Source organism: Fusobacterium sp. FSA-380-WT-3A, from assembly GCF_012843705.1.
GTDB lineage: Bacteria > Fusobacteriota > Fusobacteriia > Fusobacteriales > Fusobacteriaceae > Fusobacterium_B.
Map to the genome: position 1 here is coordinate 31,928 of NZ_JABAFQ010000015.1, position 14,649 is coordinate 46,576.

13 protein-coding genes are annotated in these 14,649 nt (G+C 26.4%); 7 read left to right on the forward strand and 6 right to left on the reverse strand.

Annotated elements, in window-relative coordinates; translation table 11 throughout:
* The first annotated feature begins 30 nt into the window (after positions 1-30).
* The 6 genes from HF862_RS08365 (at position 31) to HF862_RS08390 (ending at position 6,802) form a co-directional block, all read left to right on the forward strand.
* Positions 31-843, forward strand: a complete 813-nt coding sequence (locus HF862_RS08365) for a MerR family transcriptional regulator (RefSeq protein ID WP_170187416.1) — start codon at positions 31-33, stop codon at positions 841-843.
* A gap of 34 nt (positions 844-877) precedes the next feature.
* Positions 878-1,696 carry a Cof-type HAD-IIB family hydrolase gene (locus tag HF862_RS08370; protein ID WP_170187417.1) on the forward strand — a complete coding sequence of 273 codons (819 nt, stop codon included), beginning with the start codon at positions 878-880 and terminating at the stop codon, positions 1,694-1,696.
* A gap of 100 nt (positions 1,697-1,796) precedes the next feature.
* Positions 1,797-2,933 (forward strand): glycerate kinase, encoded by a 1,137-nt coding sequence (locus HF862_RS08375; protein WP_170187418.1) that lies wholly within the window; start codon positions 1,797-1,799, stop codon positions 2,931-2,933.
* A 178-nt stretch (positions 2,934-3,111) separates the two neighbouring features.
* Positions 3,112-4,239: an ABC transporter ATP-binding protein gene (locus HF862_RS08380; RefSeq protein WP_170187419.1), complete on the forward strand. Its 1,128-nt coding sequence runs from the start codon at positions 3,112-3,114 to the stop codon at positions 4,237-4,239.
* Between the two features lies 1 nt (position 4,240).
* Positions 4,241-5,797, forward strand: a complete 1,557-nt coding sequence (locus tag HF862_RS08385; protein WP_170187420.1) for a glycine betaine ABC transporter substrate-binding protein — start codon at positions 4,241-4,243, stop codon at positions 5,795-5,797.
* A 15-nt stretch (positions 5,798-5,812) separates the two neighbouring features.
* Positions 5,813-6,802, forward strand: a complete 990-nt coding sequence (locus tag HF862_RS08390; protein WP_170187421.1) for an MBL fold metallo-hydrolase — start codon at positions 5,813-5,815, stop codon at positions 6,800-6,802.
* A gap of 53 nt (positions 6,803-6,855) precedes the next feature.
* Here HF862_RS08390 and HF862_RS08395 read toward each other — a convergent pair whose 3' ends face one another.
* The 6 genes from HF862_RS08395 to HF862_RS08420 form a co-directional block, all read right to left on the reverse strand.
* Complete coding sequence (locus HF862_RS08395; protein WP_170187422.1) at positions 6,856-7,725, reverse strand: MurR/RpiR family transcriptional regulator; 870 nt, start codon at positions 7,723-7,725, stop codon at positions 6,856-6,858.
* Positions 7,726-7,922: 197 nt separating this feature from the next.
* Entirely contained in the window at positions 7,923-8,849 is a 927-nt protein-coding gene (locus HF862_RS08400) for an alpha/beta hydrolase (protein ID WP_170187423.1), read from the reverse strand.
* A gap of 189 nt (positions 8,850-9,038) precedes the next feature.
* On the reverse strand, positions 9,039-9,806 hold the full coding sequence (locus tag HF862_RS08405) for a TSUP family transporter (RefSeq protein ID WP_170187424.1): 768 nt from the start codon (positions 9,804-9,806) through the stop codon (positions 9,039-9,041).
* A gap of 72 nt (positions 9,807-9,878) precedes the next feature.
* The gene (locus HF862_RS08410; protein WP_170187425.1) at positions 9,879-11,264 is read right to left on the reverse strand and encodes a sodium/glutamate symporter; all 1,386 of its coding nucleotides are present in this window, start codon (positions 11,262-11,264) and stop codon (positions 9,879-9,881) included.
* Positions 11,265-11,592: 328 nt separating this feature from the next.
* Positions 11,593-13,140, reverse strand: coding sequence for a BCCT family transporter (locus tag HF862_RS08415; RefSeq protein ID WP_170187426.1), 1,548 nt, complete (start codon positions 13,138-13,140; stop codon positions 11,593-11,595).
* Between the two features lies 1 nt (position 13,141).
* Positions 13,142-13,999: a carbon-nitrogen hydrolase family protein gene (locus tag HF862_RS08420; RefSeq protein ID WP_170187427.1), complete on the reverse strand. Its 858-nt coding sequence runs from the start codon at positions 13,997-13,999 to the stop codon at positions 13,142-13,144.
* Between the two features lie 269 nt (positions 14,000-14,268).
* On the opposite strand from HF862_RS08420, the gene HF862_RS08425 reads away from it, so the two are divergent.
* Positions 14,269-14,649: DUF6282 family protein (locus tag HF862_RS08425; protein ID WP_206039067.1), on the forward strand; the 381-nt coding region annotated here is incomplete at its 3' end.

A 14,649-nucleotide genomic window follows, 5' to 3' on the forward strand; every position in this document is an offset into this window, starting at 1 on the left:
TATACTATAATATATAGTCAAGGAGAATTTATGAAAAATAAATATAAAATTTCAGAATTAGCTAAAATTTTTAATATATCTAGACAAACTCTTTTGTTTTATCATAAAAAAGATATTTTAGTTCCTAATGTTATAGATAAAAATAATGGATATAGATATTATACTATTGAGCAGATTTGGGATTTATTACTTATTTTAACATTAAAAAAAGCTGGATTTTCTTTAGATGAAATTAAAAAATTTGGAAGTTTAAAAAGTTATGATGAAAATATTTTATTTTTAGAGAAAAAAGTAAAAGAGGTAGAGGAAAGAATAAAAGAATTAAAGCAATCTAAAAAAGAGCTTATAAAAAGAATTGAAAACTTAAAAGAGTTTTCTATAGAATTTGAAAATAAAATAGAGATTAAAGAGAAGAAAAATATAAAATGGATATATTATAATTTAAAAAATCCAAAAGATGAGATAGAAATGATTAGTCTTTATGATAAATTAAATAAAATGATGAAAAAATATAATTTGGAAGAATCATCATATATTACAATGACAGACTTAAGTGATATTGAAAATGAAAATACTATTATTCCAGTATTAAAAATTGGAATAGAGATACCTTATGAAATGGATATAAAAGGAAGTGAAGTTTTAGAAATAAATAAAGTTTTAGAGATAAAATTTAATAGTGCTTATAATAATTTATTAAAAACTTATCAAGATGTAAAAAAATATATAAAAGAAAAAAATTATCAATCTTCAAATTATTCAATAGAAATTTCTAAAAATGTAACATTTTCTACTGAAGAGGGAGTAGGAGGATTGATTAAAATTTTGGTTCCAATTATTTAAAAAATATTTATAATACAATTTATAGGAGATGATTATGGAAAAACAATATAAAATGATTATTACAGATTTAGATGATACTCTTTTAAATTCTCAAAAGAAAATATCAAAAATTGATTTAGAGGCAATTTTTAAAGCTCAAGAAAATGGAGTTAAATTTGTTCTTTGTTCTGGAAGACCAACTTTTGCTATGAAATCTTTAGCCAAAGAGGTTAAAGCTGATGAATATGGAAGTTATATTATATCTTTTAATGGTTCAATAATAAATGATTTTAAAAATAATAAAAATCTTTTTGAATCTTCTTTAGAGAAAGAAGATTTACATTTATTGTATGATTTTTCTAAAAAATATAATACTCATATCCTTACATATATCAATGATGAAATTATATCTGAAACAGATAGTGAATATATAGATGTAGAAGTTGATTTAACAAAAATGCCACATAGAAAAGTAAAAAGTTTCAAAGAGTTTGTTAATCAAGGAGCTGTAAAATGTATGCTACTTGCTGAACCATCTTATTTAAAAGAAGTAGAAGTAGAATTAAAAAAAGAATATGGAGATAAATATAGTATAGCTATTTCTAAACCATTTTTCTTAGAAGTTACTAAATTAGGAATTGATAAAGGTGTAGCTGTAAAAAAATTGGCTAATACTTTAAATATTCCTATTGATGAAGTTATAGCTGTTGGAGATTCTTTCAATGATTTGCCAATGTTGAAAGCTAGTGGATTCTCTATAGCTGTAGAAAATGCTAATCCGGAAATAAAAAAACAAGTTGATTTTATAACAAAATCAAATGATGAGGGTGGAATGGCTTACTTAATAGAAAAGTTTATTTTTAATAGAGATTAAAATAATTTTTTATTTCTTATTTATGATATCTTTTAAAGTTAAACCATTGTATTTATATTCTAATTATTATAAAATTAAGAAAAAATAGTGGAGGATAAACATGAAGATAGTATTAGCACCAGATTCTTTTAAAGAAAGTATGACTGCAAAAGAAGTATGTATAGCTTTAGAAAAAGGATTAAAAAAAGGAAATCCTAATATAGATTGTATTTTTGCTCCTATGGCTGATGGTGGAGAAGGAACAACTCAATCATTAGTAGATGCTACTAATGGAAAATTTTATGAGGTTTATGTAACAAATCCTTTAGGAGAAAAAATAAAAAGTAATTTCGGAATATTAGGAGATAGTAATACAGCTATTATTGAAATGGCTTCAGCTAGTGGAATAGAATTAATCCCTAGAGAAAAAAGAAATCCTTTGATTACTACAACTTATGGGACAGGAGAGCTTATAAAAGGAGCTTTGGATAAAGGAGTTTCTACAATTTTAATTGGAATAGGTGGTAGTGCTACTAATGATGGTGGAGCTGGAATGATTCAGGCTCTTGGAGGAAAACTTTTAGATAAAAACGGAGAAGAAATAGGTTTTGGTGGTGGAGAACTTTCAAAATTAGAAAAAATAGATTTATCAGGTATTGATAAAAGATTAAAAAATGTGAAAATAATAGTGGTTTGTGATGTTCAAAATCCTTTAATAGGGCCTAATGGTGCTTCTCATATATTTGGAAAACAAAAAGGAGCTAATAAAAATGAAAGAATTTTACTAGATAATAATCTTAAACATTTTTCTCAAATTATTAAAAGAGATTTAGGAAAAGATATTGAAAATATTTCAGGAGCTGGAGCTGCTGGTGGTTTAGGTGGAGGATTAATTGCCTTTTTAAATTCAGAATTAAGAAAAGGAGTTGATATTGTAATAGAATATAGTAAATTAGAAGAAAAATTAAAAGATGCTGATTTAGTTATAACAGGAGAAGGTTGTATAGATGGTCAAACTCGTTTTGGAAAAACTCCTTATGGTGTAGCAAAACTTTCTCAAAAATATAATATTCCTGTTATAGGGATTGCTGGTAGTGTAGGAAAAGATATTGATGTTTTATATGAATGTGGATTTAATTCTATTTTTTCAATACTTCCTAGAATAGAAACTCTTGAAGAAGCAATAAAAAATGGAAAAACTAATATGGAATATATTGGAGAAAATATAGGAAGATTAATTTCTATTTATAAAAAATAAGTTAGTAATAAAATAAAAAACTCTATTAAAATTATTTTAATAGAGTTTTTTTAAATTCAATGTTTTTCATTTGTTAAAGTATGAAATTTGACAAAAATGTTTAATTATGGTAAACTATAAATGATGAAGTTTGAAACTTTTATTATCAACAAGTATTACTAGAAAGGAGTGGAAAAAAGTGATAGAATTTAAAAATATAACAAAAAATTTTAAAGGAAACCAAGTTTTAAAAGGGATTAATTTAAAAATAGAAACAGGTGAATTTGTTGCTATAATTGGAGAAAGTGGTTGTGGAAAAACAACTCTTTTAAAAATGATTAATCTCTTGATTGAACCATCTTCTGGAGAAATATTGATAGATAATGAAGACATAACAAAATATAACGTTATAGACCTTAGAAGAAGAATAGGATATGTTATACAACAAACAGGATTATTTCCTCATATGACTATAAAAGAAAATATAGAAATAATTCCAAAACTTCAAAAGGTTGATAAAAAAATATTAGATGAAAAAACAAATAATACAATGAGTATGGTGGGATTAGATCCTGAAAAATATCTAAATAGATATCCAACAGAATTAAGTGGAGGGCAACAACAAAGAGTAGGAGTAGCTAGAGCTTTTGTAACTGACCCAGAAATTATTTTAATGGATGAACCTTTTTCAGCATTAGATCCTATTACAAGGTCAGATTTACAAGATGAACTTGTAAGTTTACATTCAAATTTAAAAAAGACTATAGTATTTGTAACTCATGATATGGACGAAGCTGTAAAAGTAGCAGATAAAATATGTATTATGAAAAATGGAAAAATCTTACAATATGATACTCCAGAAAATATTTTAAAAAATCCTGTTGATGATTATGTTTCTAATTTTGTTGGAAAAAATAGAATTTGGGCTTCTCCTGAATTTATAAAAGTTAGAGACATTATGATAGAAAGACCAATTACTACTACAAAAAATTCTACTATAATTCAATGTATGGAAAAAATGCGTCAAAATAAAATTGATAGCCTTCCTATTATTGATATAAAAACTAGAAAGATATTAGGAATTGTAAAACCAAAAGATATTAGAAGGCAAGAAGATAGAACTTTAAGAGCTGAAACTGTTATGGAGAAAGAATTTCCAAAATTACATTTAGATGAAAATATAATATCAGCTTTAAAAATAGTCAATGAAAGTCATTCTTCAGCAGTACCAGTTGTAGATGATGATGGAATACTAAGAGGATTAATAACTAAAAGTAGTTTAGTTACTACTCTTAGTCAACAATATATAGATGTAGAGGTGGACTAATATGAATTTTATACAGTATATAATTAATAATCAAGAACAGGTGACAAAACTCTTATTAGAACATATTTATTTAACATTAATTTCTGTAGGATTAGCAGTCTTAATTGGAGTACCAATAGGAATATTAATTTCTTATGTGAAATCTTTAAATAAACCTATATTAGGAATAGCAAATATAATGCAAGCTATACCTAGTATGGCACTGTTAGGATTCATGATACCATTTTTAGGGATAGGAACTGTACCAGCAGTTACAGCTGTAGTTCTTTATTCTTTACTTCCTATTATAAAAAATACATATATAGGGATAGATAATATAAATCCTCAAACTATTGAGGCAGCTAAAGGGATAGGACTTACAAAATCTCAAATACTTGTAAAAATACAAATTCCACTAGCTTTACCTGTTATAATGGCTGGTGTAAGAATATCAGCAGTTACAGCTGTAGGATTTATGACAGTAGCTGCTTTTATAGGAGCTGGTGGACTTGGTTTTTTAGTATTTTCAGGAATAAGACTTATAGATAATGCTCAAATTTTAGCTGGAGCAGTGCCAGCATGTTTATTGGCTTTAACTGTAGATTTTATAGCAGCTACAATAGAAAAATTAGTTACTCCTATCAGTTTACAAAAAAATGTAACTAAGAAAGATAGAAAAAGACAAAAATTTATTCTTGGAATTTTTGGAATTATAATAACCTTACTTTTAGGAAATAGTTTGTTAAAAAATACAGGAGTATCAGAAAAAATTATTGTAATAGGGTCTAAGGATTATACAGAACAACAAATAGTAGGAAATTTAATGTCAGAAATGATAGAAAAAAATACTGACATTAAAGTAGAAAGAAAAATGGCATTAGGTGGAGGTCAAATTTGTTATTCAGCTATACAAACAGGAGAAATTGATTTATATATGGAATATTCAGGAGTAGCCTATGTAAATTATTTTAATCATCCAGCTACAAATGATTTAAGAAAAATATATGATACTTTAAAAAAAGATTTTAAAGAAAAAAATAATATAGAAATATTTAAAGAGATGACATTTAATAATACATATACTCTTAGTGTTACAGAAGAAACAGCTAAGAGATATAATCTTGAAAAAATAAGCGATTTAGTTAATATAGCTCCTAAATTAAAATCAGGAACTAGTTTTGAATTTATGAATAGAGAAGATGGATTAGTCGGAATGGAAAAAGTATATGGATTGAGATTTGGAGAAAAAATAGCAATAGATGGGTCTCCTAAATACATAGCTCTTTTAAATAAAAATGTTGATGTAATTGATGCTTTTTCAACAGATGGATTATTAAAGAAATTTAATCTTAAAGTATTAGAAGATGATAGAAACTTTTTTCCACCATATAATGGGATACCTTTAGTTAGAACTGAAATTTATGAAAAATATCCAGAAATTCAACCTTTATTGGAAAAATTAGGAACAGCTTTAACGAATGAGGTTATGATAGAATTAAATTATAGAGTTGATGAATTAGGAGAAAAACCAGAAGATGTTGCAAGAGATTTCTTGTTAAAAAATGGTTTTATAAAATAAAAGAGGTTACAATTTATGGTAGAATTAATTTATGAAAATCCAAAAATTTATAGAATTTTTGTTCCTCTTCCTGAAAATCCTCTTAAACTTTTAAATTCTTATGTAATCATAACTGAAAATAGAAATTTAATTATTGATACTGGATTTAAAAGAGAAGAATGTTTAAAAGCTTTATTAGGAGGTTTAAAGGAACTAAAGCTTGAACTAGAGAAAACAGATATATTTTTAACTCATCTTCATTCAGACCACTGTGGATTAATTAATAAATTAACAACAGATAATAATAAAGTTTATATGAGTGAAATTGATTATGATTATCTTATAGGAAATTTAATAGGAGATAATTGGAAAAAAATAGAAGAGAGATTTAAAGAAGAAGGATTTCCAAATGACATAGCTTTTAGATTGAAAGAGAGTAATCATGCTAAAAGATTTGCTCCTGATAAAATCTTTGAAGTTATAAAATTAAAAAATGAGGATAAAATACAAATAGGAGATACAGAATTAATAGGGATTCACACTCCAGGACATACTCCAGGTCATATGTGTCTTTATATTCCAAAAGAAAAAATTCTTTTTTCAGGAGACCATGTTCTTTTTGATATAACTCCTAATATAACTTCATGGTTAGAGAAAAAAGATTCTTTAGGGGATTATATTGAAAGTTTAAAAAAGATAAAAAAATTAGATATAAAAACTACATTTCCAGGACACAGAGAAATAGGAATTTCTATATATGATAGAATTGATAGTATTTTAAATCACCATAAAGAAAGGTTAGAGGAATTATTAGAGGTCCTTTCTAAAAAAGATTCTCAAACAGCCTATGAGATAGCTTCTCAAATGACATGGAATACCAGAGGAAAAGGTTGGAATGAATTTCCTGATAATCAAAAATGGTTTGCTACAGGAGAAACTATGTCACATTTAGATTATTTATATTGTAGAAATAAGATAGAAAAAATTTTAGATAAAGATAATTTTTATAAGTATTCTATAAAATAATAAAAAAAGCTAGATAGATTAAATTATTAATTTATCTAGCTTTTTATTTTTAACTATGCTTTAGCATCCCACATAAATACATCATATGTATCTAAATTTTTTTCTAAAGTTTTTATATTTTCGGTAGCTTCATCAACTATAACTTTTCCCAATTCATTAGCTATGGACTCAACAATAAACATTGAAGGCAAATTTACTAATGTACTATTGACAGAATTTGTATCTATAACAACATCTGCATACCTAGCTATAGGATTTAAAGTTGTATTAGTTATTAATATTATAGGAACATTTCTTTCTTTAAAAATACCAGCTATTTCAATAGTTCTTTTTGTACATGGCCATATAGAAAATACAACTAAAACATCTTCTTGCTTTGCTCTTAAAGCTTTATCAAATAAAAATTCACTCTCATTACTTAATTGACGAACTTTAGGATAAAATCTTTCAACTATATACTCAAAGTATAGAGCTACAGCTTTAGAGGAACGTAAGCCTAATACATTTATATTTTGACTATTAATCATTAATTCTACAGCTTTAGATATTTCTTCAACATTTTTAGGAGTAATAAAATTTTCTATAGTATGAATGGCTTCGTAGCAAGTTTTTGTAAGTATATCAGTATTAGAACTATTTACTATATTTTTAAATCCTTCCTTTATATTACTATAAGAGGTTGTTTTATTTTTTAAAGAATAATCTAATACATCATGTTTAAAATCACTATAATTTTCATAATGTAGCAACTTCATTAGACGCATTACAGTTGTTGTTCCTACTCCAGAAGCTTCTGCTAATTCAGCTACTGTCATCATTCCAACTTCTGTGTATTTTAGAACTATAAAATCACATAACATTCTTTGTTTTTTAGGTAAAACATCTTTTACCCTCATTATTTCATTTATTATATTTTTTTCCATACTCCCACCTTGCTAATTAAATTTCATTTAATTAAAGTATAACAAAAAAATTTTTTTAAGTCAAAATAATATAAAAATATTATTTTTTATATGAAAATATTAAAATGAAAAAACTACCTCTTAATTAGAGGTAGTTTTTTCAGGGTATTTTTAAGTTAACATATATCAAAAATTTAATTAGATGAACTTATAATTTGTTAGATAAATTTAGCAAAGAAAGCTGATAAAGCATCCATTAATCCTACTAATTTAGGATCATTGTCAAACATCCATTCATTATGTTTTCCTTCTACAAAATATAGTTCTTTTGGTCCATTTGCTAATCTATAAGCTTCTTCTGCTTCTATTTTGTCATGTAATTCGTTATATTTTCCATGTCCTACAAATACTCCACACTCTAATTTAGATAGTGCGTATTCAACATTGAATCTAAAGAAAGAATCTCCAATTGCTGTTGACATTGGTGTTGGGAATGACTCTCCAGCATCTTCATCAGCTTTTCCTCCCACTCCTCCATTTAATTTTTTTAATGTACTATCTATATAGAAATCTCCTGATTCTTCAATATTTGGATATACTATATATGGATGTCTTAATACAATATCTCCAGTAGTAGCTCTAGTTATTTTATCTTGTTCTAATAATTCTAATGATCTATGGTATTTATCATTTCCCATTCCCATTCTCATCCAACGATCTCCGTCAACAAAAGAGTTTAAAGTAGCTACAACTTTTACAGTTTCTTTTTCTCTTCTAGCTGCTTCAATGCATACAGCTCCTCCAACTCCCCATCCAATTAATCCTATTTTATTTCTATCTACTTCAGGTTGAGCTTTTAAGAAGTTAATAGCAGCACATACATCCTCTACTTCTCTTTCTAGAGTTGTATATTTAGTTAATCCTTCAGATGGTTTGAATCCTCTGTAATCAAATCCCATACATACATATCCTCTTTTAGTTAAATCTCTAGCGAACATTGCTGGATATACTATGTTTAATCCTGTCCATCCTGAGTTAGCGATTACTGTAGGTCTTTTTTCTCCTTCTTTATAATCATCTGGTAGATAAATAGTTCCTATTAATTTATCTCCTTCACTGTAAAATACAACTTCTCTTTGTTTCATTTTACTTCCTCCTGTTTGATTTTATATTTACTATGTTTTATTTTTTATCTTTATCTTTATGTCATAATTATATATCAACTTTTTCTTTTTGTCAACCATTTTTTTAAAAAAAGTTTATTTATTCTTTTTTTGATAAAAAATATATTTTTTTTAATAATAATATAAAAAATTAATCTTTATTATGGTAAATTATTTTATAAAAATATTAATACAAATACCTACTATTGTAAGAAATGATATTAGAATAAAAATTACTTTTATAAATTTTACCCCTTTTGATATAGCATATTTTGCTCCTAATTGTCCACCTAAAAACATTAATATTCCCATTGGTATAGAATAAAGATAATTAATTTTTCCTAAATATATAAATGATAATAAACCAGAAAAAGTAGATATAAAACTAATAATTTTAGCATTAGCAGAAGCTGTAACAAAATCATATTTGTAAATTTTTATAAACATAAGCATCATTAGTCCACCACTACCAGGACCAAAAAATCCAGAATAAAAGGCTAATATAAAAGACCAAAAAGTTCCAAGAAAATTTATTTTTTTATTTATTTTAATAAATTCGTTTTTTAGTCCTAGATTTTTATTTAATAGAGTGTAAATTAATGTAAAAATTAATAAAATTAATACAATATATTCTAAAATATCTTCTTTTATTAAAGTTGCAGTTTTTGCTCCTAATATTCCACCAATAAAGGAAATGATTATTGGATATTTTAAAATTTTTAGATTAATTTTTCCTAATAATATGTATTTTAAACTACTTCCTAAACATCCAAAAGTTACAGCGAATTTATTTGAACCTAAAGCATAATGTAAAGGTATTCCAGATATCATATATGCTGGTAAACTTATAACTCCACCTCCACCTGCAATAGCATCTATAAAAGCAGCTAAGAAACAAGAGAAACTTAAAAAAATAAAAATATTTAAATCAAATTCCATTAAAGCCTCCTAAAAAAATAATCCTCTAATATTAACTAGAGGATTATTTTTAATATAAATTTTATAATATACTTATTTTTTTCCTATAATTTCTGCTTCACCAGGTCTTAAAGCATCCATTGGCAAATTATAAGAACCATATTTAATTTTACATAATAGTAACATTCCTACAGCTATTGCAGTTAGTATTATTCCTATAGGAATGACTCCTATAGATACACAAAACACAGGAACCATTGTTATTAAGAATAATTCAATGATTGATTGTAGAGTATATGCAGTTCCAAAATCATCTAATGTACCACTCTTCATTTCAGGGTCTACTATTCTTAGTAAAGTGACTCCCACTGCTACAACTCCAGTTATATATCCAAAAATAAATATAGATCTTTCAAACCAGAAATTTCTAAATAACTTTCTAGCAACATAGAATACTAAAATTATAGGCCAACCAGTACCTATTATACATAAAACTAATATAGGCCCTATAAAATCTAAAACTACTGATACCTGAATTGTTGCTACCCCAAAAGCAACTAAATAATCTGTTACCCCACTTCCTATTCTATCAATAACTCTTTTATCTACATATGAACCGTAACCTATTTTATTTAATAATGCTTGGATAAATACTCCAACTAACATAGCTACACACATTAAAGGAACTTCTATATTTGGAAAATATTGTTTATAAAAACTATAAATTGCAAATCCGATTCCTGTTGTCATAAGTATAAGGCCAATATGCCAAGCTAATGGGTCCATTGCCATTGGATGTACTGTTTCATCCCCCATTGTTTGTCTTTTTTCAACTGGAATCATACCTGTTTTACATTCTTCTGGAAGAGAACCAATACTTTCTATCAATTTAGTAGCTCTTTTTCTAGTTGCATAGTTTATACAAATTATTCCTCCAAATATTCCAACTAATAATCCAATAGTAGCAAATGTCTGTCCTATTACTACTCCATCAGTTCTGTTTAATAGAGTATTTAATGTTCCACCTATAGCAGCTGCATAACCATGTCCCCCCATAAATCCTGATGGTAAAAGAATTGCTATTTCAGTAAAAACACTTGGGAAAAAAACTTTCATTAGGATACCACCCAATAAACAAGCTAGTCCAAAACACATAAATTCACTTGACATATTTATTAAGAATGTATCTCCAACTTTATGGACAGTTTCTTTTAAATTAAATTTTTCCTGTTTTCCTAAAAATATTCCAGCAAATAAAACACAAACTAATAAATAAGCGTAAGAACCTGTTTGAGAACTAAAAGGTAGAATATTTAAGAATTGTGGACCCCCAAATAATCCTAAAAAACCAGCAACCAATGATGATGGAATGTAGTAATTTTGTAAAAATTTAATTTTACTTCTCATCATTTGAGCTATGAATAATAAACCTGACATAATACAAAAATCTAATAACATTGACCATGCTGTAAACTGCATATTTTCACCCTCCTTATTATTAATATTTTTAAAGTTTGATATTAAAGTTTTAAAAACATAATAAGTCTTTTTTGTACAAAATTAAGACAAAATTTTATAGTGATATTATACATTAAAAAAAGAATAAAGTCAACCGTATTTTTTAAAAAAGAATTTAAATTTCTTTTTTTAAGATACAAAATAAACTTTTAAAATGATTAAAACAAAAATATATGATATAAAAAAATAAAAAAGAAAAAAATATGCTTTTAATAAAAAAAAGGTACAAAATTAACTTTTATAAATTGTTAATTTTATACCTTTTTTATTTTTTATAATTTTTTAACTATTAGTTTTCTTTGGATACTTTATCATATTTTTTATGATTAACTATTAACATAACTAAACTTGCTGTTGCTCCAAACATAATAAGAGCAGCAAACATACCACCAAAGTTAGCTATTACTTTTACTCCGTTTACTCCAAATAAAGAAATCATAATATATCCTAGTGACATAGTAATAGCTCCCCAAATAAGTTTTAATTTATTAGGTGCTTCAGGATTATCAGGGTCAATACCATGTGTAGAAATTCCAGCCATTGCAATAGTATTAGAATTACAAGCAGTAACTATTGATAAGAAAATTAAAATAACAAATAGTGGTATTATAATTTTACTTAAAGGCATTGCTCCTAACATATCATAAGGAACATTTTCAACTCCTCTGTTATAAGAATCTACTAAGTCTACTGTACCACTTTTGTGTAACCATAATGAAGTACCACTTACAAGAGTCATCCATAAAGCACTTACAGTAGCACATATCCCTATATATAAACCTAAAACATGTTTTATTTTACGTCCATAAGCAATTCTTCCCATAAAAGCTCCAGAAGTTGGGGCCCAAGACATCCAACTGAACCAATAGAAAGTTGTCCACCATTGTGGCCATTGAGTATCATGAGCAGCTCCTGTAACTAACATTTTTTCAAAGAATCCTCCAATAAATCCACCCATTGCTTCTGTTGCTAAATTAAATAAGAAAGGAGCATTTGAAAAAATAATTAAAAATACTAAGAATACAATATATCCATAAACATTTATATCAGCTACATATTTTAAACCTTTTTGAATCCTAGAAATAGAAGTTACAACAACAGTTATACCTATTATTATACCTATAATTAACCATAATTTTGGATTACTAGGAATTCCCATCATTTTAGAAACTCCACCAGCAACGTTCATAAATCCTTGAGCTACAGAACCAGCCATACCAGCTGAAATAGAGAATAATGTAATCGCATCTATTATATTTATAGCTTTTTGATTATCTGCATATTTACCTAATATTGGTGACATTTCACTAGCTATTGAGAATGGTTTTTTACCATTATAATACATAAAAGCAAAAACTACAGCTGGAACTGTATATATAGCATAAGGAACTACTGTCCAGTGTAAAAACATTGTTTCCATAGAAAATTTTAATGCATCTTTTGTTAAAGGTTCAATACCAGTAATATCTGTAGCTGGATTTAATAAATGAGCTATTGGTTCAGCTGGTCCCCAGAATAAAACTCCAGCAGCCATTGTTGTAGTAAGAGCTATTGTAAACCATGAGAAATCTGATAGCTCAGGTTTAGCATTTTCTCCACCAATACGAACATCTCCAAATTTTGAAAACATTGCTACAACTCCTGCAATTGTAACAGCTAATGCTAGAATACTTTCTAACCAACCAAAATTGTTAATAATTCCATTATTAATAGCATTAATAGTATTAATGAATTTGTCTTCACTTATTATTCCTAAAAGAACAAATACTAATAAAACTATAAATGGTGGAAAAAAAGTCATTTTACGTAATTTTAAATTTTTACCTTTATCTTCCATTTTAAAAACCTCCTAATTTTTCCATATTTTCTATACCTTTTATACTTTCTGTTAATTTTTTATATGATTCAATATTTCTATCTATTAATACTGTATTAAAATTTCTTTCAATAGTAACTCTATCTAAATGGATATCTTGATATAGAATAGTTTCTTCTTCTATACCTAATGTACCTAAAACCTGTCCTAATGGGTTTACAACTTGAGATTTTCCAGCATAAACTTCTTTATTGCCTGTAAATCCACAAGCATTACAAGCTATTACATATATTAAATTATCTAGTGCCCTACAAGCAAGAGTTAAATCCCACCATTCTTTAAAATAATGACCCCCTCTCCAAGCTGCGGGAGTTATCATTATTTCGGCTCCATTAAGAGCTAATATTCTACTAGTTTCAGGGAAACAAGCATCATAACAAATAGTCATTCCTATTTTTCCTAATTTAGTATCAAATACAGGATATTCAATTCCTTTTCTTACTAATGTACGCTCTTCACCTACAGGATGAGTTTTAGCATAAGTTCCTATTAAATTTCCCTCATCATCAATTAAAATAGCTGTATTTTCACATATATTTTTTTCTACTTCTAGAAGTAATGTACAAGTAATATGAACTTTTAATTCTTTTGCTAAAGATTTTAATTTAGTTAGAGTGTAACCATCCTTTTTCTCAATTAAATCAAGATGTTGATTCATTCCTTGAAATTTTATACCAGTATTAAAAACTTCTGGGAGGCATATTAATTTGGCCTCTTTACTTGCTGCTTCTCTGATATATTTTTCAGCTTTTTCTATATTTTTTTTCACCAATCCAAAATCGCTACTCATTTGAATTACTGCTACTTTAAAATTTTTCATAGAATGCCCTCCTTAAATTATAAAAAAATAATTATATGTATTATCAAAACTTGAATTTCATAAATAAGACATTTTAATTTATATAAATTCATTCTTTCGAATATAAGTATAAACTATTTTATGGAGAGTGTCAACCTTTTTTTAAAAAAAAGATTTTTTATTCTTTAATTTGCTGTTTTTTATATTTTTTAAATAAAAATGTTGTTTATTTTTTTGCTTTGTGATAAAATTGGTTAAAAATATATTTTTTATTAAGGAGGAATTGCGTTATGGAACAAAATTTTCAAGAAATAGCTAAAGAATTAATGAAAGGAGCATATGATTTACATACTCATACTGAACCTTCAGCTTTTAACAGAGCTCTTGATGATTTTGAACTTATTTTAGAAGCTGAAAAATATGGAATGGCAGGTGTGATGATAAAAAGTCATTATGAACCAACACAATCAAGAGCCAATCTTGTTAATAAAAAATTAAATTCTTCTACTAGAGCATTTGGTGGAACAGTATTAAATTGGCCTAATGGTGGATTAAATCCTTATGCAGTAGAAAATTCTTTAAAAAATGGAGCTATAATTGTATGGATGCCTACAAGAGACTCTAAAAATTGTTTAAGATATGGAGATATGCCAGGAGATTTTTTTAAAAGA

Bases quoted from the DNA above. Each gene is read 5' to 3' on its own strand.
- HF862_RS08365 (WP_170187416.1), top strand. From the start codon at position 31: ATGAAAAATAAATATAAAATTTCAGAATTAGCTAAAATTTTTAATATA.
- HF862_RS08370 (WP_170187417.1), top strand. From the start codon at position 878: ATGGAAAAACAATATAAAATGATTATTACAGATTTAGATGATACTCTT.
- HF862_RS08375 (WP_170187418.1), top strand. From the start codon at position 1,797: ATGAAGATAGTATTAGCACCAGATTCTTTTAAAGAAAGTATGACTGCA.
- HF862_RS08385 (WP_170187420.1), top strand. From the start codon at position 4,241: ATGAATTTTATACAGTATATAATTAATAATCAAGAACAGGTGACAAAA.
- HF862_RS08390 (WP_170187421.1), top strand. From the start codon at position 5,813: ATGGTAGAATTAATTTATGAAAATCCAAAAATTTATAGAATTTTTGTT.
- HF862_RS08395 (WP_170187422.1), bottom strand. From the start codon at position 7,725: ATGGAAAAAAATATAATAAATGAAATAATGAGGGTAAAAGATGTTTTA.
- HF862_RS08400 (WP_170187423.1), bottom strand. From the start codon at position 8,849: ATGAAACAAAGAGAAGTTGTATTTTACAGTGAAGGAGATAAATTAATA.
- HF862_RS08405 (WP_170187424.1), bottom strand. From the start codon at position 9,806: ATGGAATTTGATTTAAATATTTTTATTTTTTTAAGTTTCTCTTGTTTC.
- HF862_RS08410 (WP_170187425.1), bottom strand. From the start codon at position 11,264: ATGCAGTTTACAGCATGGTCAATGTTATTAGATTTTTGTATTATGTCA.
- HF862_RS08415 (WP_170187426.1), bottom strand. From the start codon at position 13,140: ATGGAAGATAAAGGTAAAAATTTAAAATTACGTAAAATGACTTTTTTT.
- HF862_RS08420 (WP_170187427.1), bottom strand. From the start codon at position 13,999: ATGAAAAATTTTAAAGTAGCAGTAATTCAAATGAGTAGCGATTTTGGA.